This is a genomic window from Massilibacillus massiliensis (assembly GCF_900086705.1).
Lineage (GTDB): Bacteria > Bacillota > Negativicutes > FLKF01 > FLKF01 > Massilibacillus > Massilibacillus massiliensis.
On the sequence record NZ_LT575483.1, the window covers coordinates 2,524,073 to 2,547,272 of the forward strand.

23 protein-coding genes are annotated in these 23,200 nt (G+C 38.0%); 15 read left to right on the top strand and 8 right to left on the bottom strand.

Going from position 1 to position 23,200, the window contains the following annotated elements:
- Nucleotides 1-13 precede the first annotated feature (13 nt).
- Nucleotides 14-970 (bottom strand): helix-turn-helix domain-containing protein, encoded by a 957-nt coding sequence (locus BN6559_RS12140; protein ID WP_110954962.1) that lies wholly within the window; start codon nt 968-970, stop codon nt 14-16.
- A 166-nt stretch (nt 971-1,136) separates the two neighbouring features.
- Between BN6559_RS12140 and BN6559_RS12145 the strand changes: the two genes are divergently transcribed.
- Nucleotides 1,137-1,574, top strand: coding sequence for an N-acetyltransferase (locus BN6559_RS12145; protein ID WP_110954963.1), 438 nt, complete (start codon nt 1,137-1,139; stop codon nt 1,572-1,574).
- Between the two features lie 138 nt (nt 1,575-1,712).
- Here the strand turns inward: BN6559_RS12145 and BN6559_RS12150 are convergent, their stop codons facing one another.
- On the bottom strand, nt 1,713-1,940 hold the full coding sequence (locus BN6559_RS12150; RefSeq protein WP_110954964.1) for a hypothetical protein: 228 nt from the start codon (nt 1,938-1,940) through the stop codon (nt 1,713-1,715).
- A gap of 452 nt (nt 1,941-2,392) precedes the next feature.
- Here BN6559_RS12150 and BN6559_RS12155 point away from each other — a divergent pair, with 452 nt between their 5' ends.
- Complete coding sequence (locus tag BN6559_RS12155) at nt 2,393-2,554, top strand: aspartyl-phosphate phosphatase Spo0E family protein (RefSeq protein WP_199883965.1); 162 nt, start codon at nt 2,393-2,395, stop codon at nt 2,552-2,554.
- A gap of 38 nt (nt 2,555-2,592) precedes the next feature.
- Here the strand turns inward: BN6559_RS12155 and BN6559_RS12160 are convergent, their stop codons facing one another.
- Entirely contained in the window at nt 2,593-2,817 is a 225-nt protein-coding gene (locus BN6559_RS12160) for a hypothetical protein (protein WP_110954965.1), read from the bottom strand.
- A gap of 382 nt (nt 2,818-3,199) precedes the next feature.
- Here BN6559_RS12160 and BN6559_RS12165 point away from each other — a divergent pair, with 382 nt between their 5' ends.
- Nucleotides 3,200-4,438, top strand: coding sequence for an IS256 family transposase (locus tag BN6559_RS12165; RefSeq protein ID WP_110954966.1), 1,239 nt, complete (start codon nt 3,200-3,202; stop codon nt 4,436-4,438).
- A 36-nt stretch (nt 4,439-4,474) separates the two neighbouring features.
- Here the strand turns inward: BN6559_RS12165 and BN6559_RS19300 are convergent, their stop codons facing one another.
- The gene (locus BN6559_RS19300; RefSeq protein WP_199883966.1) at nt 4,475-4,642 is read right to left on the bottom strand and encodes a hypothetical protein; all 168 of its coding nucleotides are present in this window, start codon (nt 4,640-4,642) and stop codon (nt 4,475-4,477) included.
- A gap of 186 nt (nt 4,643-4,828) precedes the next feature.
- Between BN6559_RS19300 and BN6559_RS12170 the strand changes: the two genes are divergently transcribed.
- The 3 genes from BN6559_RS12170 to BN6559_RS12180 all read left to right on the top strand — a co-directional run bounded on the left by BN6559_RS12170 (nt 4,829) and on the right by BN6559_RS12180 (nt 6,830).
- The gene (locus BN6559_RS12170; RefSeq protein WP_110954967.1) at nt 4,829-5,299 is read left to right on the top strand and encodes a hypothetical protein; all 471 of its coding nucleotides are present in this window, start codon (nt 4,829-4,831) and stop codon (nt 5,297-5,299) included.
- A 139-nt stretch (nt 5,300-5,438) separates the two neighbouring features.
- Nucleotides 5,439-6,152: a L,D-transpeptidase family protein gene (locus tag BN6559_RS12175; RefSeq protein WP_110954968.1), complete on the top strand. Its 714-nt coding sequence runs from the start codon at nt 5,439-5,441 to the stop codon at nt 6,150-6,152.
- Between the two features lie 246 nt (nt 6,153-6,398).
- Entirely contained in the window at nt 6,399-6,830 is a 432-nt protein-coding gene (locus tag BN6559_RS12180) for a DUF6097 family protein (protein ID WP_199883968.1), read from the top strand.
- 344 nt (nt 6,831-7,174) lie between these two features.
- On the opposite strand, the gene BN6559_RS12185 is transcribed toward BN6559_RS12180, so the two are convergent.
- From BN6559_RS12185 to BN6559_RS12195, 3 genes are read right to left on the bottom strand one after another with little or no spacing between them, the layout of a single operon-like run.
- Nucleotides 7,175-8,287 (bottom strand): GerAB/ArcD/ProY family transporter, encoded by a 1,113-nt coding sequence (locus BN6559_RS12185; RefSeq protein ID WP_199883969.1) that lies wholly within the window; start codon nt 8,285-8,287, stop codon nt 7,175-7,177.
- Between the two features lie 30 nt (nt 8,288-8,317).
- Nucleotides 8,318-9,568: a Ger(x)C family spore germination protein gene (locus tag BN6559_RS12190; protein ID WP_199883970.1), complete on the bottom strand. Its 1,251-nt coding sequence runs from the start codon at nt 9,566-9,568 to the stop codon at nt 8,318-8,320.
- Nucleotides 9,561-11,048 (bottom strand): spore germination protein, encoded by a 1,488-nt coding sequence (locus BN6559_RS12195; protein WP_199883971.1) that lies wholly within the window; start codon nt 11,046-11,048, stop codon nt 9,561-9,563. Before BN6559_RS12195 ends, BN6559_RS12190 begins: the two co-directional genes overlap by 8 nt.
- A gap of 485 nt (nt 11,049-11,533) precedes the next feature.
- Between BN6559_RS12195 and BN6559_RS12200 the strand changes: the two genes are divergently transcribed.
- The 8 genes from BN6559_RS12200 to BN6559_RS12235 all read left to right on the top strand — a co-directional run bounded on the left by BN6559_RS12200 (nt 11,534) and on the right by BN6559_RS12235 (nt 20,810).
- Nucleotides 11,534-14,452, top strand: coding sequence for a sigma 54-interacting transcriptional regulator (locus BN6559_RS12200; protein WP_199883972.1), 2,919 nt, complete (start codon nt 11,534-11,536; stop codon nt 14,450-14,452).
- A gap of 82 nt (nt 14,453-14,534) precedes the next feature.
- Nucleotides 14,535-15,164 (top strand): bifunctional 4-hydroxy-2-oxoglutarate aldolase/2-dehydro-3-deoxy-phosphogluconate aldolase, encoded by a 630-nt coding sequence (locus tag BN6559_RS12205; RefSeq protein WP_110954974.1) that lies wholly within the window; start codon nt 14,535-14,537, stop codon nt 15,162-15,164.
- A gap of 1 nt (nt 15,165) precedes the next feature.
- Nucleotides 15,166-15,633 (top strand): PTS sugar transporter subunit IIA, encoded by a 468-nt coding sequence (locus tag BN6559_RS12210; protein ID WP_110954975.1) that lies wholly within the window; start codon nt 15,166-15,168, stop codon nt 15,631-15,633.
- 15 nt (nt 15,634-15,648) lie between these two features.
- Entirely contained in the window at nt 15,649-15,927 is a 279-nt protein-coding gene (locus BN6559_RS12215; protein ID WP_110954976.1) for a PTS sugar transporter subunit IIB, read from the top strand.
- 16 nt (nt 15,928-15,943) lie between these two features.
- Nucleotides 15,944-17,308: a PTS galactitol transporter subunit IIC gene (locus BN6559_RS12220; RefSeq protein WP_110954977.1), complete on the top strand. Its 1,365-nt coding sequence runs from the start codon at nt 15,944-15,946 to the stop codon at nt 17,306-17,308.
- 27 nt (nt 17,309-17,335) lie between these two features.
- Entirely contained in the window at nt 17,336-18,481 is a 1,146-nt protein-coding gene (dgoD, locus tag BN6559_RS12225; protein WP_110954978.1) for a galactonate dehydratase, read from the top strand.
- Nucleotides 18,482-19,364: 883 nt separating this feature from the next.
- Nucleotides 19,365-20,018: an HAD family hydrolase gene (locus tag BN6559_RS12230; protein ID WP_110954979.1), complete on the top strand. Its 654-nt coding sequence runs from the start codon at nt 19,365-19,367 to the stop codon at nt 20,016-20,018.
- Nucleotides 20,019-20,078: 60 nt separating this feature from the next.
- Complete coding sequence (locus BN6559_RS12235; RefSeq protein WP_110954980.1) at nt 20,079-20,810, top strand: AAA family ATPase; 732 nt, start codon at nt 20,079-20,081, stop codon at nt 20,808-20,810.
- Nucleotides 20,811-20,987: 177 nt separating this feature from the next.
- On the opposite strand, the gene BN6559_RS12240 is transcribed toward BN6559_RS12235, so the two are convergent.
- Nucleotides 20,988-22,301: an anaerobic C4-dicarboxylate transporter family protein gene (locus BN6559_RS12240; RefSeq protein ID WP_110954981.1), complete on the bottom strand. Its 1,314-nt coding sequence runs from the start codon at nt 22,299-22,301 to the stop codon at nt 20,988-20,990.
- Between the two features lie 233 nt (nt 22,302-22,534).
- Between BN6559_RS12240 and BN6559_RS12245 the strand changes: the two genes are divergently transcribed.
- Nucleotides 22,535-23,185, top strand: a complete 651-nt coding sequence (locus BN6559_RS12245; protein WP_110954982.1) for a FadR/GntR family transcriptional regulator — start codon at nt 22,535-22,537, stop codon at nt 23,183-23,185.
- Nucleotides 23,186-23,200 lie beyond the last annotated feature (15 nt).

The window sequence follows — 23,200 nt, forward strand, 5'->3', positions numbered from 1 at the left end:
TAGCTCCATTTGGTCAGTTGGATTGTCGATAAGCGGAGGGAGATGCATGCATAACAGATTTAAAGGCGCTGGAAAATTTGCTGGGATTTTCATAGCCGACATTACCAGCGATTATAGTGATGCTGTCTTGACTCCGCAGTAACATAGAAGCCGCTGTCTGCATACGGTAAGTTCGCAGATACGTATAAATGGGCATTCCGTAAACAGCTTTAAAGCATGCTTTCATTGCAGTAGGAGAGATTGTAAATCGATTCGATAATTCTTCAAGGGTAAAATGTTCTTCTAAATTTTGTGTTAAAAAATGTTTGATTTGTTTTACTTTATTTACTTGATTCTTAGGAAAATAGGGGCGTTTTTCAAATTGTTCAGAAGTATCGATGATGCTGAGAAAAAGCAAAAGTTCAAGAATTTTTAATTTAAAATATCCATATTTGACTTCGTCAGGGATTGTATAAAGCTCTGAGAAGATATGCTCAATAGAATCTTTTGCTCGTATGATAAAACAGGTGTTATTTGCACATAATTTATTCTGTAAATGATATAAATCAATCGAAATATCTGTTAATACGGTGGAAACCATTTTGTCTGCAGTTTCAAGGTCGATTAGAATGGATACGCCATGATAATGTGATAAGGGAAAAGTAGCTTCTGTGACGCAATTATTTTCCAGTGTATTAACGGCGAGATCACCAGCGCCTAAATATGTGTACATCCCATTGACAAATTCACATTCAAAACGACCTTCTCGGCAGTGATTGATTTCTATCATATTTTTTGATGAAAAGTGATGATTTGGACATCTATCGGTATGAAAATCATTATAAGTCAGTTGAATTCCAGGGAAAACGTTATAGCTTGTAATCGTTCCTATCGTTTTAGAAGAGTCCATTGCATAAATTGTACAATCGTCCGACTGCTGTATTATTTTCATATCGTTACTATAAAAGGAATCATATTGTTTTTGTGTCATAAAAACGCCCTCTTAATTGATAATAATAATCATTTAAGATTATCGTACACAATGCAGAGTTCTTTGTAAAGAAAAGAATTTAAAGATATAATATATAATATCTTTAAAATAAACGCGGCCGTTTGATAAAATAATACATAGATTATTACAAATAAAAGGAGTTCTTATGATTACGAAATTTTCGCAAGGTGAAATAAATCAAATCATGGAAATTTGGTTAGATACAAATATTACAGCACATCATTTTATTCCGGAGCAATATTGGCAGGATCATTATAATATTGTGAAAGAGCAATATATGCCGATTGCGGAAACCTTTGTTTATAAGCAAGGGGGAGACAGTCAGGTTGAAGGCTTTATCAGTATAATTGAAAAATCTTTTATTGGTGCATTATTTGTAAAAAAGGAATCACAAGGGAAAGGCATTGGATTAAATTTAATCGAGCATTGTAAAACCTTGTATCCGGCATTAGAATTGGCTGTTTATGTGGAAAATGAAGGTGCAGTTAAGTTTTATAAATATTGCGGATTTGCAATAAAAGTTGAGCAGATGAATGCGGATTCCGGGTTTAGAGAATATATTATGCGCTGGGAGAAGCAATAGAGAGTAATATTATGTAAATCCTAAAAAGTTTTAAATATATAAAGCTGAACAACACTGCTTTGCGGAAGAAGCAGTGTTGTTCGTGTTTTTCATTTTATTCATAAAGTATCTATGGAAAATTTTCATACGATGATGTAGTCAGGAACTTTTATCAAGCATATTCATTTGTTTTTCTAAAATGGAAAGCCGATGGGTTAAATTCTCAAGTGTTTGATTCAGTTCGGTTTCTTTCCGGTTTTGTTCTTGTGCTGCTTTTTTTGCAGATTTTCGATTTAATAATTCAGCGATTAAGCCAAGTGAATCTCCGACAATAGCAAGTATGATTGCGATCAAAATCATATTATTAGCGATATTCTCACATTTCATATCAATCCCTCAACCTAAATTATTACTATAATATATTCTGGCATTTAAGATAAGTTACCGACAAAACAGTAGAGAAGTATAAAGTGAAAAAAAATGTGATTATTATGTATCATTCAAAAGAAATTCAAAAGATGATTCGATAATATTTTCAATATAAAGTACATACGATTTGTGAACAATATTTGAAAACAGCAGTACCATAAATTTTGGCGAAAGCAAATGCAAAAATTGAGCTGAATTTATGAATTATTAGATTCAGCTTTTATATAGATTTATGGTAAATAGTGCCTATCTTATGTTAAGATGGGCACTACTTATTTATATTATTCGATAATAAAATGATAAGTGGCTCAATTCGAAAAATAATTTAAAATCTTTCGTTGTTTCGACAAAATTTATGTCGTTTTAGTAATAAAATAAGTAACATGTAAATTTGAAGAAAGAGGGGTATTGTGAATTATTTAAGAGAAAAAATAGAGTGCTTGCGTAAAAAAATGCATATTACTGCACTCGAAAAAGGTGTATCTAATCCAGAAGTCCTAAAGATTAGTCAAGAGTTGGACGAGGTAATTAATGATTTTTATAACGACGGCCGAAATCAAAAGGTCGGATGAAACGAAAAGACCCCTAAAGATTAGAGGTCTTTTCTACTTTATTCTTCAGGGTCTTTTTTGAAAGCATAACTTAAATCACCATTTTCATTTAATGCAATCATTTCCCAATCTAAAAGCTGCATGAGCGGTAAAACTTGTGTGCCTAATTCATATATTAACAATTCATAAGCGACCAGGTAATACTCGTCGCTTAATTTTTGATATTCTTGCAGTTCTTCTTCGCGTTGCTTTTTGAATTTTTCAAGATCAATTAAATTTCCCATAATCCTCCCCCCTATATAATATAATTCGAGGGATTGATATTGCTACTCAATCTGTAATTAATTTTTTATTACGCCCGTACATTAAGTTAAAAAGTACGGGGAAGTTGTCGATCATAAAGTCTTAAAAAGTATACTTTATGATCATATGAAAAATGATTATATTGTAGTCTATGTAGGGATGATGATAAATGGAGCCTGGGCATGTATCTATTTGTCCATGGTTTGCTTACAAGCTGAAAAAGAGACTGTGCAATTTGCATCGCAGCAGTCTCTTTCATACTAAATTTTTGGGAGTGTAAAATAATCTGTGTAAGTATAAAACTTGCACAGATTATTTTAATATTGGATAATAAAAAATATTAAACACGAAAAGGACGAAAAAATGGCTAGAAAAAACTCTGAACAAGAACAGCTTGCCCAAGAAATTATTGCAAAATATCAACCAAAATCTGTCGAAGATATGCAAAATGCCTTAAAAGATATTTTCGGACCGATGTTCCAAGCAATGCTAAAAGGTGAATTAGATCACCATCTTGGTTATTCAAGTAATGATCGTGGTGAAAAAGAATCCTCAAATCGTCGTAATGGGTATTCACAAAAAACTCTTAAAAGTTCTTTGGGTTCTATTCCAATTGATGTTCCGCGTGATCGTCAAGCGACTTTTAAGCCACAAATTATACCCAAACATAGAACCAATGTATCTGATATTGAGCAAAAAGTTTTAGCGATGTATGCGCGTGGACTCAGTCAACGAGATATAGCCGCAACGATTGAAGATATCTATGGTTTTGAAATATCTCATGAACAAATTTCAATCATCACAGATAAAATATTAGAAGAGCTCGATCAATGGCAAAAACGTCCCTTAAATGCATTCTATCCATTTGTTTTTGTCGACTGCATGTATGTGACAATTCGAAAAGATTATGAAGTTAAGAGTTGCGCAGTTTATACGATTCTTGGGTACAACATGGATGGTCATAAAGATATCTTAGGATTATGGATCAATGAAAATGAAAGTAAGCATACCTGGATGCAAATCTTCGATGAGCTCAAGGCTAGAGGAATACAAGATATCGGATTCATCTGTATGGATGGATTGAGCGGATTAGAAGATGGAGCTAAAGCAATATTTAAAGACGTAAATGTACAGAGATGTATCGTGCATTTAATAAGAAATTCTATAAAATATGTTCCAAGTAAGGACTATAAGGGATTTACAGCCCAGTTAAAGAAAGTATATGGAGCTTCAAGTTTAAAAGCGGCAATTGCGGAATTTGAGCGATTTAAAGTGGCGTGGGCAAACTATCCTGGAGCCGTTAGCGTATGGGAACGGAATTTCTCACATATAGAGCAGCTTTTTAATTACGGTAGTGCAGTGCGAAAGATTATGTACACAACAAATGCCATAGAAAGCGTGAATTCAAGTTTCCGAAAAGTGACAAAAAAAGGAGCGTTTCCAAATGAAAACGCCGTATTGAAAGTATTGTATTTACGAGTTACAGAACTTTATAAAAAATGGCATGATCGCCCAGTTCTCAATTGGTCTATGGTTCGAAACCAACTTTCAATTGATACTAGGATTCAGCCGATTTTTCAAAAATATGAACAACACTTTTAATCTTGTTACACAAAATTCTTGACACTCCCAAATTTTTTAGATTTGATCATATTTCATTTGTTCGTTGTCAATTGCCCCAGCTGCTTTTAATTCTTGCTGCAGTGTACGGCGTTGCTCATCAGATAATTTTTTCTGAGATTGCATTGCTGTTGCTGGAGTTTCGTTTGGTTTTTTAGACTTCGAGTTGTTTTGATTCTTACTCATCGTGCAGCTCCTCCTTCTATCAATATGGTTAGTATATCCTAAAGCTTGATTGCAATTCTTTGATCTTTGTTTAATAACCTTTGCCTTTTTATTAAAAAATACTTAACAATATATACAGAATTGCCGATAAATAAAATGAAGGAACAAAAATACAGCAAATGGAATTTCTAAGAGGAGTTAAAATTTATGAGTAGTATCAACAGCATTCAGTCTAGTAGTGCTTGGAGCAATCTTAATGCTGCAAATAGTACAAGTACCGACAATTCTAGTGCCAGTGAGTTAATTGCTAAATTAAAAGAGAGTACCAATGGAACTTCCGGCGGTGGGAGTAGTGAGAAAGATGGAGACAGCAAGACGTCAATTGAACGCTCTGTGGCTAGAGGTGAAGATGGATCTATGATCGTTACCATTACACTCATTACTACATCAGCAGATGGTTCAAAATCTTCAAAAGTTATAAGCAAAACAAAGCTGGGGTCATCTGCTGATAACTTAGGGCAGCAAGCTGGTCAGGGCGCATCACTTTTGAATGCGCAGTCACAAGAGCTTGTCGGAAAAAATGGTGTGACTTCTAGTTATGCTGGTAATCAATATGAGCAAAACAGCTTGTTGGGGGCTTATGTTTCAGGCGTGTCTTCGCTTAAAGAAGAATGTTAATTAAAAAATAAATTTGCATTTACATATAAAAAGTTTTATTTTAAATTGAGGGCTGTCGCATTAAAAATGCGGCAGCCCTTTTATATTTTTCATTTTGCGACATATGATATTCTAGCGATAGATGAATGGGAGGGAGCGTATGACCAACCTATGGTTCTTCAATATAAATAAAACTAGAGTATTTTATGGTGCGGCTATTTTTTTATTATTTGGTGTAATTCTAGGTTCTGTTTGGTTTGATTATATGGATGAACAAGAGCTTGCTAGTATAGATGATCAAAAGAATCGCCCCATAGGGCAAGTGAGTGTTGTTATTCATATTGATCAGCGGATATTGGAGATATACAGTGATGGACAGTTACATAAAAAGTATCGAATTGCAGTAGGAAAAAGTAAAACACCTACGCCGATCGGCGAATGGAATGTTGTATGGAAAGCCTACAATTGGGGAACCGGATTTGGTACGCGGTGGATGGGATTGAATGTTCCTTGGGGGATTTACGGAATACATGGTACGAATAAACCATGGTCAATCGGACAGTTTGCCAGTCATGGCTGTATTCGAATGCGCAACCGTGACGTAGAAGAATTATTTGAGTGGATACCTGTTGGAACTCCAGTACGCATAGAAGGAAGAAAAATTAGAATAAAGAGGGCTTTAAAATATCAAATGAATGGTGCGGATGTCGTAATACTGCAAATAAAATTGAGAGAATTAGGATATCTAGATACGCGTGCCGATGGTATTTTTGGCTTGGCAACGGATGCTGCGATTAAAAGATTTCAAGCAGAACATGAAATGGAAGAGGACGGAATTGTCGATATGCAGATGTTAGAGCTATTAGGACTCTGATATCATTAGGCGGTGCGATGTAGTGTTTAATGATATCATTTATATTAAATATTAAAGGCGACATCGCTTCTATAACGGGATGGAGCTTGTTAATCAAAAAAAGAGCCTTTTGTCCTATTTTTGACCAAAAATGCCAAATAAGTATTGTTTTTCAACGCAATATACATTACACTAATTTCATAAAATAGACCATGGTTACCAGTTGCCATGGCCTGTTTTATGAAATTTTAAATGTGTGGTGAAGAGATGAATATAGGAAGAATGTTGGGAGAAGCGCTGGAATTAAGTCAGGAATTAGATGATTTACATAAATATATCACAGATCGTCAGCTTCCCGTAAAGAAAAGTGATGATTTTTATAAACAATGTATTTTATTGGAAGAGTATGTAGGTGGAAATACGTTCAAGAGCTATCATAATAAAATGAAAAATTCGAATCTTTTATCAGGTTTGATTGCTGCTCCGGTTACCATTGCTATTATAATTTTGATTGCTATGGACAAATTTTCTAAAGATTTTAATGCGATTCAATTCTATATGGATAGTATTGTACTACAAGGCGCATCTGGTATTTTATTCGTAATGGTGATTGCGGTTTCATTATATTTTTATTATGTAAAAAATAAATTACATGGTGAGGTTTATGCAGATTTAAAACAAAAGCTACATATGCTATGATTTTTATTTTTGTTCGCATTTTATGAAAAAGACATATGAAAATTGTTCAGTTGAGGGATAGCTTGAACGCCCTTTAAATAAAAAAGAAAAGTCAGTAACAGTTGAAAGACGTGTTACTGACTTTTTTTATGCAGATATAATTACTGATTTTTTTTATGTAGCCACGCTACGAAACATGATGAAATTTGATATACAAAGACAATGGCTAAAATTAGCGTGGCGAATAATCCGCTCAAATAGATAATTGTGGGATAAGCTCCGATTGTTTTAAGCAGTTCTAGTGTCGGCATAGTTTTACCATCCTTTATCAATGGAATTTATGGGCAGTATCTCGGAACCTTTCTTTAGGTGGATCTTGTCTGTAAATGCTTTTTGAATTTTTTTAACCACATGATCAATAGTAAGAGGAGTGGGATAAAAATAGTGTAAAGTTCGTGAATATAGCTGTTCGTAAATGAGATACCGATAAGACGGTGGAAAATAAAATTGGGTATGGCTGTTAAATTACTGACGATTAGAAAAACTGACATCATGATAATGACGATGTTTCTTTTCAGTTTGAATAAAGTGGTCAGTGCCAATACCGATCCGTAAAAAAAGAGCATAGATTTAAAGAGTCCACCAATAAAAATAACGATTACAGTAATGGCATCAACGTTTGTAATGATGTTTCCTATATTGATCATTTTAGAGACTTCGATGAGTGGGATCGTTGATGCATCTGTTAGGTTAACACCTAATACGGAGATAATAAGGATGCTGGAAATCATTAGCATGGAACCCAGCAAAGAAATAGCGGAGAAGGCATATTTGCGCAGGGCGGAACTCTTGTTTATATAACAGTAATACATGAGAAAAACGACGTCTTCGCCATAAGGAAATGTTGAGAAGGTAGGGTATACTTCTTTTAGAACTGGTTCGATGCCTTTGGCCAAAACAGGCTGTAAATTATTTAAATTGACTTTACCGGAGACAACAATAAGCAAAAACATCAGGAGGAGACCTAGGATAACAGGTGGCATAAGAAGTTCACCCATTCGTCCTAACACTTCAATATTTTTCAGTGTGAGGTATAGTATGACCAATACAAAAGAAATCTGAATTGCTAGAACGGGGGTGGTGTTTAGCATGGTAATAGCCACTAATTCGGAAAATTCGCTGAAATTTAATGTTGCGATCCAAATAAAATATCCTGCAAATGCTAGGGTAACGAAACCACCTAACCAGCGACCTAATAAGATGGTATTAATTTCAGCTAAGTTTTTATCTGGATAACCTTTTTGTAGCTCCGTATGCAGCCAGATGATAGCGAGACCGCAAAGGAATCCGACTAAAACAACGAGCCAGCTGTCCTGCTTGGCACGTATTCCAAAGGCAAATAAGGTTGAACTGCCCAGAGAGTGCATGACGATTAGACAAAATACTTGGTAATTACTGATCTGCTGATCCGATTTCATCGGCGGACCTCCTGTGTGTTTCATTAAGCGTTATTCATCGGTTTTTAGGAAATCATAAGGTCTGGATTTACTTCCGATTTCCGGTTCAGGACCTGGTTTTGGAAGGATTGGTTTTTGCATTAGGCCAAGTCTTCTTATTTTGGTATCAACTTTAACTGTGTATTCTACAGACGGAAATATAGTGGGCCAATCATTTTTTACCTTTTCCCACTCGTCAGGGTAGGCATCATATAATGCTTTGCCAAAACCAAAGATGTCGGAGCCGTATTCTTTTTGCACTTTATCGATTGTTTGGCTGATTTCTTCTTCAATTACGTACTGCTGCTGCTGATTCAGTTCGTTTAAGTAAGGCAATTGGTTAAGATCGAGCCGTTGTTGTTTCTCAATAATATTTCCTTCTTCTTGTACTTCAATGTTAAAAATATATTTGCCGTCTTTGATTTCAGCTCTGATTTGTTTTTCAGCATTTTTTATTTCAATTGCAACAAGTCCGCCTTTAGAGCTGGGAACTTGAATGACACCGCTTTGTACTTTTCCTATTATCCAATTTAGACCTCGAGACTCTTTTCCGTTTAAATAACCTACGAGTTTGTCTTTTTTAAATACAGCAGTACCGAGTAGTTTGATTCCATTCCCTGTGTTGGTTTCAATTACGGATGAAGGGGGTGCTTCTGATAGTTCCATGACGCCCGCAATCGGGTTGATTGTATCACTGCCTAGTGCAGCATTAACATCTAATAAATTAACGGCGGTTGTTTCTGAATTCAGATCATGATCTCTGATGATGGAAGCTAAATAGTTGGCTTGTATTCCTTCTATTCCGTGTAGTTCACTTAATATTCTTCGTGCCGGAACTCCTTTGGAGATAACGAACCAGAGCACCGGACGGATTTCTTCGGAATTTAGCCATACATGTAACACTGGGGTGATGCCTTCGCGGGCAACCTGTTCATCAATAACCAGTACTTTAGTGTGAGAGAAAAAAGGCTGTCTGTCAAATTTTTTGGACATATTTCGGATGGCTTCAAAAAGGGTTGCACCCTGTGCTGTAACCAGTTCATTTGCGTTTTTAGTCATACTACTGCCACCGCTATCCTTTGACAGAGCGGCTGGACGGACAATTTCTGCCGTTAAAATATATTGATCAGATTCCGTGTCTTTTTCTATTGCTGCGGCTACAACAATGCCTAGCTCATTCAATTCCCGACGATTCCAGCAGCCTGTTAGAAGCGTAGTAGATAGTAGCACAACCGTGAGAAGCGTAATGGTTTTTTTAATCAATGTTATCTTCCTTTTTTCCTTGATCAGGGGATGGCATTGAGACAGCTTGTCTTTTGGACTCATTCCAAGTAATTGATTTTGGTCTGGTATGCATCATCCACCATGGAGCGCGCATAAAAGAATCTTTCAATTCAGCGAATGCGGTTGGAGCAAATGGTGATAAATAGGGGGTACCAAAGGATCGTAATGAACACATATGCCCCAATATAAAAATAACGCCAATCGTAATTCCATACAATCCAAAATTTCCGGCGAGTATAAGGAGAAATAAGCGAAAGAGGACAGCTGAATCTAGGAGTGGGGTAATGATAAAACTCGTGATGCTTGTGATGCCGGTGATAATGACCATAGGGGCACTGATAATACCGGCTTGAACAGCCGCTTGCCCTAAAACTAATGCACCTACAATGCTGACCGCTTGTCCGACGAGCCGCGGCATTCTCACACCGGCCTCTCGCAAAATTTCAAAGATAAATCCCATGAGCAAGGTTTCTAAAAAAGCTGGAAAGGGGATTCCTTCTCTTGTTGCCGCTGCTGTGATCAGAAGGACGGTTGGAACCAGTTCTTGATGAAAGGTTTCTAAAGCCACATATAAAGCCGGAGCTAATACGGTAATGATGAGGGAAGAATATCGCAATAGGCGTACGATTGTAACAAAGTAAGGGCGTGAGTAATAATCTTCGGCAGATTGAAGTGCTTCGATAAATAGATAGGGTATTGTAAGTACAAATGGTGTACCATCGCAAAAGATTGCGATTCTTCCTTCTAAAAGTTTAGCTGCGACGACGTCTGCTTTTTCTGTATTGCCAATCGTAGACATCGGTGAAAGTGGATTATCTTCAATAAACTGCTCAATATAACCGGATTCTAAGATGGAATCTACATCTACTCTGCTGAGACGTTGATGGACTTCCGCTACAATAGCAGGATTGGCAATTCCGTCGATGTAGGCCAAGCAAATATCGGTGTGAGTTTGTTTGCCAAGTGTTAAAGATTCTAAGACTAGATTGGGACTTTTTATTTTTCGGCGCAGCATAGATGTGTTGACGCGTAGTGTTTCCGTAAATCCTTCACGTGGACCGCGAACGACCAACTCTGTTTCTGGGACAGAGACAGCGCGGTGTTCCCAGCTTTTCAAGCTGATGATGAGAGGTGTTGTATAACCATGAATAAATAGCACTACATCGCCGGATAAAATACCATAAAATACATCATCAAATGATGATGCCTCTTTGATTTCAGATGTACTGATTAAGCTATTTTTAGCAAGTTGCAGAAGGTTATTCTGCGAGGAATCTTCCTTTTCTGAGATTGCTGCCGCATCAACCATTAATGCTTTGACGATATGTTGATCAATTTTATTTTTGTCGGCTAATCCGTCGATGAAACAGATAAAAGCCTTCGTTTTTATGCTGAGTCCGATATCAAATTCTCTAAAGATTGTATCGCTGCTTTTTCCTAGCTTGTTTTTCAAAATCATGATATTGTCTTCTAGTTTTGTACGAATTGCATCGGGTGCAGGGATATATTTGCTTGCTTTGACTGGGCGCTGTCTAGTTAGTCGATGATATAGAAGATGCAGACGTCTGAAATATTTTTCGTAAATATATATCATCTCCTAGTAAGGTAAGAATATTATGTTAAATTTCCCTTATTGTCCATATTTTATTCAACATTTATGCTGCGGGATATAAAATTAAACCGGCTTTTATTTAGCATAAAGAGCGAATTTCTTTGCCTTTCACTATGCGGTAATGTAATATTCTGTTGGAAGTTGTATGATTTTGGCAGGAGTTTTTTTCTTGTATGAGAATATGTAAAATGAATATACCAGTGTGTAGACAAATTATGGACAGATAGACCGCGGGGCGGCGTCTTATAAGTGGAACGGATTTAGCTATTTTCTAATGTTCGACATAAATGTTTTATTTTGTCTACAGTGAATTCTATTGTTTGGAGGACCGTATGCTTGAAAAAATAAAACAATTGATACGTGAAGAAGATAAGAAAAATCCTCTGTCAGATGAAAAAATAGCGCAGAAGCTGGCGATTCGCCGTGAAAGGGTGATTATGCTTCGAACCGAAGCCGGAATTGTGAATTTTCGTGAGCGACGGCATGCTGCATTGTATAAAGATGCGGCTGTAATTTTGCACAGTGATCCAAAAATTTCTGAGCGCGCGTTCGCGAGCGAACTCAGAAAATGTGGCTATGAAATTTCACGTTATGTCGCAGCGGGAATAAAAAAAGAATTGAATCAAGATGAAACGATCTTAACTACTGTAGCCCCTATAATAGAGAAAAAATCCCTGCCGGAGAATGTCCGGGAAGTACTTTTAAAAGCGCATGAACCGTTTTCCAATATTATTGGCTTTAATGGCGGGCTGCAAGTGCAGGTCAACCAAGCAAAAGCGGCGATCTTATATCCCCCGGATGGTCTTCATACACTAATTACAGGGGCGTCCGGGGTTGGGAAAAGTTATTTGGCGGAAAGCATGTATCATTTTGCCAAGGAAAATCTCTTGATTCCAGATGCTGCTGCATTTGTTGTATTCAACTGTGCAGATTATGCCGACAATCCACAGTTGTTATTAGCGCAGCTGTTTGGATATGCCAAAGGTGCATTCAGTGGTGCTGTGACAAGTAAAGCTGGGCTGGTAGAAAAAGCCGATCGAGGAATTTTATTTCTCGATGAGGTGCATCGCCTGCCAAGTGAAGGACAGGAGATTCTATTTTCAATTTTGGATAAGGGTGAGTTTCGCCGTTTGGGAGAGACGCAGACGACAAAGGTAAGCATACGTATTATCGCAGCGACTACAGAAAATATTGAGTCGGCATTGTTGTTGACGTTTCGACGTCGGATTCCCATGCTGATTGATTTGCCTAATCTCAGTGAACGTCCTTTTGAAGAGCGCTATGCACTGATTCGTAAATTTTTTGTTGCCGAAGCTGTGCAAACGAAGCGTGTGATTAAAGTCGATGAAAAAGTTTTGCGGTTTTTCTTAGTATATCCATGCTTAGGGAACATAGGACAACTGTTAAGTGATATACGCGTTGCTTGTGCAAATGCTTTCTTGCTATCGGTTGCAAAAAATCGCAGAGAGGTTAGTATTTATGCACACAATTTGATGCAGTATGAGGATATTCATTTATTTTCTGCCAAAAAGGAGGCCATGCTGAAAAAGTATATCAGTAAGCCATTGGTCATTGATCCAATTACTTTGGATCGTGCCTGTACATCGGAAAATCAGCCGGAATGGGAGCTGGATACGATTTATGACAGCATTGAGGATGAGGTTTTAGAATTAAAAAGCATTGGGATTGAGGAGGCAAAAATTCAGGAAATTTTGCAACGAAAAATCAAAGAAAAAATCAGTGCTTATGTATTTCCGGAGGAAGATTTAGATCGTACGATGGAAGAACTTAGCTCAGTGGTCGACGATAAAATTGTCCAAACGGTGAAAAAAGCGATGCGGATTGCGAAAGAATATCTTCCGTCACTTGATCGCAGGGTGTATTATTTTCTATCGATTCATTTAAGTATGTTTTATGATCGCATGAAACGGGGGATATATAGGGAGTTTTCTTTGAGTCTGAAAAATATTATGACGCGTTATCAGCGTGAGTATGAGGTTGCTTGTATGCTGGTGCGTGATATCGAGCAAACGCTTTCCGTGAAATTTCCGCCGGAGGAAATTGGCATGATTGCTATGTATTTATATACATTTTCACATAGTGACAGCGCGGAAGAAGGGCGGGTCAAGGTTATCGTGCTGAGCCACGGAAAAGTCGCTTCAGCAATGACAGAGGTAGCAAATCGACTGCTCAATATGCATTATGCGATTGGAATTGATATGGATTTTAATGAAGCACCCGCAGCGATGTTTGAAAAAGTTGTACACGTTGTAGAGGAAGTAAACGAAGGCAAAGGCTGTTTGCTGCTCGTCGATATTGGTTCGTTGGTTTCGATTGGAGATCGTATTACTGCGCGCACGGGAATTCCCGTTGCCTGTGTTGATCGGGTCGATACGGCTATGCTTTTGGAGGCGGTGCGGCGCGCGGCTACGACAACGGTTTCTTTGGAGGAAATTGCAGCCGCATTAAAAATCGATAAATTTGGTATGGAAGAAAGTCGCACAGCGGAAAAGAAGGCGCCTGCAGTGCTTTTGATTTGTATTACGGGCGCAGGGACAGCAAAGCGTTTAGAGGAATATGTGCAGGAAAAGCTGGATGCGAAGTATGGCGAGATTAAAATGTTCAAGATTGGTGCCTTGAATTTAGAAGTTCAGCAGTCGGAATTAGCCAAAATCACCGCGCAATATAAGATTGTTGTGATGATAGGAAACATAAAGCTGCAAAGTTTGGCGGCTCCGTTTATTTCATCACAGGAGATTTTTTCAGGCTGTGGCATAGAGCGGCTGCAGAACTTACTTGAGGCAGAGGTGCAAAAAGAGGTAACGCTTGCTGATGTTTTGGCTGAGCAGACGATCATCTGTCAGCTTAATTTGACGGATAAAACACAAATCATGGATCAGCTTTCTGGCCTTCTCTATGAGCAAGGGGCAGTAGATGCGTCATTTTTGTTAAGTGCATATAAGCGGGAAAGTACCGGCGCTACCTATTTAAATGGTGGAATTGGAATACCGCATGGCAGTGCCGAGCATGTGAAAAAATCGGCGATTGCTGTGGCTAGTTTAGTGCGACCGGTATTGTGGGAAAACAATTTTATGGTTGATTTAGTATTTTTATTGGCTTTAAAAGAAAGTGATCAAAAATATATCAATGCATTATTTCATATTATCTCAGATGAAAAAGCCTTAAGTTCCTTGAAAGAGGCAGATTCCAATAAAAAAATTCTGAATATTTTGTTAAAAAAACAGTTTTAGCCAAGGCGGATGGCATAGTAATTGCAATAAAAGTAAGTGTAGAAAAATTACACTTACTTTTTTGTATAAATGGAGGGATAGCATGCGATGTAGTGTAGGAGAATTTTCAAAGATCACAGCGATCTTACGGGGGTACGATTGTGATCAGGTCGATGCGGTAATTCATGTTTTAGTAAACAGTCCAATATCCGCTGTGGAAATTACACTGAATCGTGAAGATTCAATAGAGATGATTGCACGGATGATTCAAAAATACAGCGGTAAGATTGCAATCGGCGCTGGTACAGTTCTTTCTGAAGAAGATCTAGAGGCTGTTGTAAAAGCAGGCGTAGATTTCGTTCTTTCTCCAAATGTATTTACGAAAGAGATGCTTGCGTTTTGTCATCAACACGAGGTGATCAGTGTGCCGGGGGCTTTTTCACCAACTGAGGTATATCAGAGTCTGCAAGAGGGAGCCGATATTGTAAAGATTTTTCCCGCGCGTACCTTAGGCAGTGGTTATTTTAAAGATCTGCAAGCGCCTTATGGAAAACTTCCGCTTATGGCTGTTGGCGGCATCAACGCCGGAAATATCCGGGAGTATTTTCAAGCCGGTGCATCGTTTGTGGGAATTGCATCAGGCTTATTCAATAAAGAAGATGTATTGAGAAAAAATATGGACGGAATGAAGGCTTCCTTAGAAGCTTTTCAAGCGCAGATAGAAGGTATTTGATATGGAAGAGACGTTAAAATTTGATTCTAATTTGATTTTTAGAATTGATACGGTAGATCAAGAGAAAACAGATGTTTTATCCTTTTTAGCAGATCGATTGGAAGAGAGCGGATATGTAAAAGACAGTTATAAAGAAGGAATTTTAAAACGTGAAAGTGTATATCCGACAGGCTTATTTACGGGGGGGATCAATGTTGCTGTTCCGCATACCGATTCTGTCCATGTAAAGGAAGATGCAGTAACGGTTGGGGTGCTAAGTCAGCCGATTTTATTTAAGGCGATGGAAGATTCGCAAAAAGATGTCGCCGTTTCGATTGTGTTGATGTTGGCATTAAAGGAGCCTCATGGACAAGTTAAGATGCTGCAAAAGATTCTTGCATTGGTTAAGGAACAAGAGACGTTGAAAGAGTTACTAAGGATGCAGGATGAAAATCGTATTTATGAAAGTATTTCAGCTTATTTAAAATAAAAGGGGTGTAGGTAAATGAAAAAAGTATTGGTAGCGTGTGGAAATGGGATTGCAACATCGACCGTTGTGGCAGAAAAGATTCGTGAGGCATGTAGGGAGAACAACATTGAAGTCAGTGTGACGCAATGTAAGCTTTTAGAGGTCGAATCAAAGGCCAATGACTTTGATTTATTAGTAACCTCCGGTATGTTTAGCGGTGGCGAGGTAAAGGTGCCTGTGATTGGTGCGATCTCACTTTTAACCGGTGTTGGCGAAGAGGAAACCATGCAGGAAATAATAGACCAATTAAGATAGAAAGAGAGGGATTGTGATGAATCTTGTCTATGATGCATTTAATGCGCTACTCGGCGCAGGCCCGATTGTTTTATTGCCGATTATTATCACCTTGATCGGACTGCTTTTCCGTGTGAAATTGGTGAAAGCATTTCGCTCAGGGATGATCATTGCGATTGGTTTTGCCGGAATTAAACTTGTCATTGACTTGCTTGCAAGCAATTTAGGACCGGCAGCAAAAGCAATGGTTGAAAATTTTGGGATTCAACTCGATATTTTAGATGTAGGCTGGGGGGCGATTGCCGCTGTTACCTGGTCGTCGCCAATTATTCCATTGTTGATTTTCGGCATTTTGATCACGAATATTGTGTTATTGGTATTTAAGCTTACCAATACGTTAGATGTGGATATCTGGAATTATCATCATATGGCGATTGTTGGTATCATGGCGTATTTTGTTACGGACAATGTGTGGATTGGTTTAGGGGCATCGATTGTGATGGCAACCATATCTTTTAAATTGGCAGATTGGACGGCACCTTTGGTAGAAAAATATTTTGGTATTCCCGGCGTTTCCTTGCCGACGATGTCAGCACTGTCGTCGGTCATTGTTGCAGCACCACTCAATGCACTAATCGATAGAATTCCAGGGATAAATAAAATTGATTTTTCTGCCGATGATGCAAAGAAATATCTTGGATTTTTCGGAGAACCGATTTTTATGGGATTAATGCTGGGATGCGGTGTCGGAATTTTAGCGAAGTATCCGGTAACGAAGATATTCGCATTGGGTGTTAATATGGCCGCAGTTATGATTTTAATTCCAAAGATGACGGCGCTGTTTATGGAAGGTTTGATGCCGATTTCTGAAGTAGCGAAGAAGTTGACAAAAGAGAAATTTAAGGGCAGAAAGTTTCTTATTGGACTAGATGCTGCTGTTGTCGTAGGAAATCCTACCGTAATTACAACGTCTCTGATTGTAATTCCTTTGACTATTCTGGTTGCAGCGATTTTGCCGGGTAATCGCGTATTGCCCTTTGCAGATCTGGCTGTTGTACCGTTCCGCGTAGCCTTGGTGGTCGCGATTTGCGGCGGAAATTTGTTTCGCAGCATTTTGATTGGGTTGATTTGTATGAGTGCTGTTTTACTTGCGGGAACAGCAACCTCCCCAGTTCTTACGGAGCTTGCGGCATCGGTGGGGATTAACCTTGCGGCAAGTGGTGGAATTTCCTCTTTTGCAGCAACGAGTTTGACGGTGAGTTATTTGGTATTTACTGCTTTCACGAGTCATTTAATGATCAGCTTACCAATCCTTGTTATGGTGATTGCAGCTGTTTGGGTATACATGGAGAAACGTTCTAAGAAAACAGAAGATACAAGCGCTAATTCTATCAGTGGTTAGAAGCATAGAAATAGGAGGGTGATATAGATGAAAATCAAATCTTTTAAAGTGTATCGTATAAAACCGAGATGGATCTTTATCAAATTAGTAACGGATGAAGGCATTGAAGGCTGGGGCGAGATGATTTCCGGTACAAAAACAGAAACTGTTGTAGCCGGGGCAAATGAAATGGCACAGTTTTTAATCGGCAGAAATCCATTTGATATCGAAACTTTATGGCAGGAACTTTATAAATCTTTTTTTCGCGGCGGTCCGATTAACTCTACGATTGTATCCGGAATCGAAATCGCCCTCTGGGATATTAAAGGAAAGGCACTGGGCGTACCAATTTATGAACTGCTTGGTGGGAAAGCCAGAGAAAATATTAAAGTATATTCGTGGATCGGCGGAGATCGACCGGAAGATGTAGTAAAAGAAGCTTTGGATAGAAAAAATCGCGGGTTTGATGCAGTTAAAATGAATGCCACGGAAGAACTGCATTATATTGATCAATATGATAAGATTCAGGCGGTTGTTGATCGAGTTGCTTCGATTCGTCAAGCGTTGGGAGATGGCTTTGGCATAGGCGTTGATTTTCATGGCAGAGTTCATAAGGCAATGGCAAAAGTATTGGCTAAAGCATTGGAGCCTTATCATTTAATGTTCTTGGAAGAAGTTGTTTTGCCGGAAAATGAAGAAGCATTTAAGGAAATTGCGCACCATGTATCGACCCCATTGGCTACGGGAGAACGTCTCTGCAGTCGATGGGACTATAAAAACATTTTCAGAGAAGGTGTCATCGATGTCATTCAACCGGATGTCGCACTCGCTGGAGGAATTTTAGAAACGAGGAAGATCATTGCGACTGCAGAAGCCTTTGATATGGCAGCAGCGCCACATGCACCATATGGGCCGATCGCACTTGCGGCGACCTTGCAAATAGATGCCTGCTCGCCAAATGTCTTCATTCAGGAACAAAGTTTGGGCATCCATTATAATAAAGGCTTTGATCTTTTAGATTTTGTGAAAAATAAAGAGATTTTCCAATATAAAGACGGCTTTGTCGATCTACCGGTACTACCGGGACTCGGTCTTCAAATTGATGAAGACCTCGTTAAAAAAGTTTCAGCAGAAGGACTCGTCTGGACAAATCCGAAATGGAAGAACTATGATGGGACACATGCTGAGTGGTAATTACGAATCGTAATAAATAAGTAAAGGGGAAAATAAAGGGGGGGTTGCACTAAGCAAATTAGTGTGTCATATCTTTTTCGTTCCCGGGGCCTTTTCCGGAAAAATACGTTCCGAAGGATGAAAGAATACTGACTTACGTTAAAAAATCCGTTTGTCTGAGCGAAGTGAGTTAAGGATTTTAGTAAGTCAGTATTCTTTCAAGTATTTTGGAGGTTTAAGGCCTAGCCTTTTCGTTCTTTTGGGCAATGCCAAAAGGACACTTACGCATTGATGGAGAATGTCAGAGGTTTATAAATAAAATTTTAGTACAAAATTTTATTTGTTTTTAGATTGAGGTCGATATAAATTCGTGGCACTAAAGGTAAGTTTCAGCTATGTCAGTTGACACAGTCAGGTCGTTTGCATATAATAAAGTTAAATAGCAAATAAATAAAAGGTGCTACCGGATTAGACGGTCAGTTCCTAAACAAGCAAACGTATAAGGTTTTGACCTTATAGCCGCCTACTTTTTGCGGAAGTTGGCGGCTATTTTTTTATGGATACTATGTAGCCAGTGGCTACGACAATGAAAACAATTGCCCAAATGATATCCATAAACATCACGCTCCTTTCTGGAACGCGATTGACCGCCTACCGTCTGGTAGCACCAAATATAGTATAGCATCTAGTTGAATTACATATCAAGAAAATGTTTACATTTATGGCTTTATGAATGAAAGAGGATTCAATATAATAATGAAGGAAAAACTCCTGCTAGATTTTGAGCAGGAGTTTTATATTTATATGAGAATATGTAGAAATAATAGAGAAAATGACACCCTTTTTTGAAAGGCAAATTGCCTTGATTTTATATACTACTATTTGGTTAAAGGAGATAGCAGTCATGAGAAAATACGATACAGTTTTATTCGATTTAGATGGAACACTACTCAATACATTGGAAGATCTTACGGACAGTGTGAATTTTGCATTAAGTTTATATGGTTTTCCTAATAAAAAAATGATGGAAATTCGGAGTTATTTAGGTAATGGAATTGCTCGTCTGATCGCACTTTCTATACCAGAGGGTCTTAGAAATCCTCACTATGAGGATTGTCTTAGCGAGTTTCGCCTGCATTATGCAAAAAATGTCCAAAATAAAACAGCGCCTTATGAAGGTATTCGGGAAGTTCTGGAATATTTAGTCAAAGAAAATTACAAAATAGCTGTTGTATCCAATAAATTTGATCAAGCAGTCAAAGAGCTTGCACAGGTGCATTTTACACAGTACATTCAGACTGCAATTGGGGAATCTGAGGATGTACCGAGAAAACCAGCACCTGATATGGTGTTTAAGGCATTAGAATCATTAGATGCTGAAGCTCGCCGCTCCGTATATATTGGGGATTCAGAAGTAGATGTGAAAACAGCGAGAAATGCGGGGATTCTTTCTATTGGTGTCACTTGGGGATTCAGAGATCGAGATGTTTTGGAAAAGGCTGGCGCAGACTGCATCATAGACCACCCGGAAGAAATTATAAAAATCATTTCGCAATAGTGGTTGTGAGATGAACAAAAAAGCTTTGTGAACGAATTGATCTGAAGGAGAATTTTGCTTATGCAAGATTTATTGTCAAAACAATATTTGCGTGCTGTTGAATTGTTGCACGAGGATATAGAAGAAAATAGGGTAGACTATCCATTTTGTTTACCAATCTTTCATCAGTTTGAACAGTTGGAGTTTGATCCAAATGTTACAATTCTCGTCGGAGAAAATGGAGCAGGAAAATCAACCTTATTAGAAGCAATTGCTGTTGCCTGGGGGTTTAATCCAGAAGGCGGAACGTGCAACATGAAATTTTCGACGCAAGACACGCATTCAAATTTACATGAATCTATGCGTTTGGTAAAAGGCGTAAAGAGACCGCAAGATAGTTATTTTTTGCGCGCAGAAAGTTTTTACAATGTAGCTACCCAAGCTGAAAACTATGGGGTTAGTCAATATTACGGAGGGGCGCTGCATCTAAAGTCGCACGGGGAAGCTTTTTTTGCAACTCTCATGAACAAATTTAAAGGAAAAGGTTTTTATCTCCTAGATGAACCGGAAGCAGCCTTATCCCCTATGCGACAAATGGCAATTTTGACAAGGATACGTGAGCTGGTAGATGATGCATCTCAATTTATTATTGCTACGCATTCACCGATCATTATGGCATTTCCCGGTGCAAAAATATTACAATTATCAGAACATGGTATAGAGCCTATTGCATACGAAAATACGGAACATTATAGAATTACAAAACAATTTATCAATCATCGTGAAAGTATATTAAAAATATTGATGGAATGAAGGCATGTTTCGATACAAGTTAAAATTTTTATTGCAGAAATCAGTATGCGGTTTAGATTACACTATTGTGTGATTTAAATCGCATACTGATTGAATCATGTTGACTGTTTAATTTAAATAATCAGAATAGTTAGTATTTTATGGAGCGGATAAGCAAATTGATTTGTTTAAAGACTGCTAAAAAATGATCTGTGCAATAGCAAGTGAGCAAATGATGGATATCACCATGGAAACAAGGCCAGGTAATAGGTAACTGTGATTAAAGCCGAAACGTCCTATTTTCGTGGTGCCTGTTCTATCAAAAGCGACACAGCCTATTTGCGCGCCACCCGGAATAATAAACACGGCACAGGCTGCAGGGATAAGTCCGATGAGTATAGCAGGCGGTAATCCGAGTGAAACAGCAATTGGCATTAGCATAACAGTAGTAGCTGCTGGACTGTAAAGAACGACAGAGACAATAAATAATGCTAATCCAAAAAGAACGGGATAATGAAGCAGAATACCTGAAGAGACTTCTTTGATTACTCCGATATAAGAAGCAAAAAAGGTATCAGTCATCCAAGAGATACCAAATATTCCGACACTTCCAACCAGACCAGCTTTAAATACGGAACCAGAATCAAGCTGATCTCTTGGAACTTTACAAATAACCATAATCAATGCTCCTGTGGCAAGCATGACGACTTGTAATAATGCCGAAATTGACATAGGCTTGTTCTCTGGGCCTAGTCTAGGCAATAATGATGGAAAGGAGCTTATAATTATAATGATGATGATACTTGCAATAAATAAGGCCACCGAGATTTTTGCTTGTTTAGTTGAATTTTGTATAAAATGTTTAGTTGGTGAAGGCTGTTCTTGGAATTCTCCGCTAGCGAGACGTCGTTTAAATTCTGGATCATTTTCCAATTCTGCACCTCTTTTATATACGAAAAAACATCCACTGAGAACGCCAATAAAACAAGCTGGAATTGTTACAGCAAAGATGTGAAAAGGAGCAATACCAATCGCGGCGGTAATTGCTATCATCGCTGCTGTCATTGCGCTTGTTGGACTTGCTGGAATTGCCATATTAGAAGCGATAACAGACATTGACATTGCTCTTTCGGGGCGTATTCTGGCCTCAATTGCTATTTCAGCAATAATAGGGTAAACCGAAAAAGCTATGTAGGATGTACCACAAATTACGGTGAAAAAGTAACATACGAGAGGTCCCAAAAAAGTTATCAGACTAGGATTTTTACGAAGGATTTTTTCGGCAATTGCAACCAAAAAATTAAGGCCTCCAGCGCCTTGGAGTATTGAAACACAAGTAATAACTGCCATAATAATAAAGATGACACTGATTGGTGGTTCACCAAGTGCCATACCAAATCCAATCGTTAGGACAGCTAAGCCAAAGCCACCTGCTGCGCCTAGCCCTATTCCACTGAATCGACCACCTATGGCAATACATATGATAATGATGGCTAACTGTACCCAGAACATACGATGATTCTCCTTTTGCATAAATATTAGATATGCTTGCATTTTTTCTACAAAAACATTAAAATAATTATATAAATAATATTAATCATTTAATATTATAATTGTTATAATGTCGAAAAACAAGAAGTATTGTAATTTTATATACTGCAATTAGTAGAAGAAAAAATCAGGTAAATGCGAAGTAAAGTTTGATTTTACGTAAGAGTATGAATTGGTATATCGAGGTAGAGAGAATGGATAAGGAATTTTTCGAAACGGTTAAATCTTATTTAATAAAAAAATCTGAAGAGAATAATGGACAAATAGAGCCAGAAGAAGAATTGGCAAGAAGATTTGGTGTCAGCCGTTATAAGATTAGGCAAATTTTAGGGATATTGGTTCAAATGGGAGTCGTAGAACGCTCACCGCGCCGAGGAAGTATACTTAAATCGCCTGACAAAATTAAAATAAATGATCAACTGAAATTACAGCTTGATGTAGCTAGTTTTGATGCTGCAGAATATGTGGAAGCCAGAATACTGGTTGAATGTGCAATCATTCCGATTATTACACGCAGAGTTACACCTTCTATGATGGTTCAATTGGAAAATATATTGAAAAATTTAGAAGAGAGTGCTGATTCTCCATTGATTGCTGATCAATATGACAGAGATTTTCATTTACTGTTATTACAGGCGTGTGGGAATAGAGTTCTTCAAGTATTTTCAGATGTTCTTGTGACGTATTTCGAAAAAACAAGTGGTGCACTCTGTGATCGGGATCGTCAATATTTTATTCAAATCGCAACAAAAGAAAGAGAAATCCTTGCATGTATAAAAAATGGCGATGAAAAAAAAGCTGCGGAGCTTATGCGTGTACATTTACTAGAAACAATGGAAAAATAAAGGGAGAACTACAAC